Below are 497 nucleotides of genomic sequence, written 5' to 3' on the forward strand. Positions count from 1 at the left end.
GCGGCGTCCGGCGACCGCGGCTCGGGCGACGGGCTGCAGGATGGCGCCGCTCACGTCGACTTCCCCGCGTCGAGCTGCGTGCCGCCGCAGCCGAGCACGTACGGGCTCGACGCGGGGAAGTCGACGTGATCGGCGCCATCCTGCAGCCCGTCGCCCGAGCCGCTGTCGCCGGACGCCGCGCAGACGGTGATGCCCTGCGCGGCGGCCGCCTGCAGCACGCGGTTGAACGCGTGTGCGGACTGCGCCTGCCAGATCGCTTCCGGGCCGCCCCAGCTGATCGAGATCACGGACGGCTGGTTCGTCTTGTCGGTCACGGCCGCGTTGACGGCCTGGATGAAGCCTGCGTCGCTGTTCGGCGCGAAGTAGACGGCGATCTTCGCGGCCGGTGCGATCGCGCCGGCGATTTCGATGTCGAGCGCGACTTCGCCGTCCGGGCCGTTCGGCTCGCCGGTCGGCGCATTGCGGCCGATGGTCTTCTCCCGCATTTCCACCTGAGC

General features: G+C 72.0%; 1 pseudogene. It reads right to left on the reverse strand.

The annotated features are described in order from the left end of the window. Positions 1-65: 65 nt before the first annotated feature. Positions 66-497: pseudogene (locus tag ACU8YE_RS24510) on the reverse strand (S8 family serine peptidase); the annotation flags it as partial.

Source organism: Ralstonia sp. VS2407, from assembly GCF_052950655.1.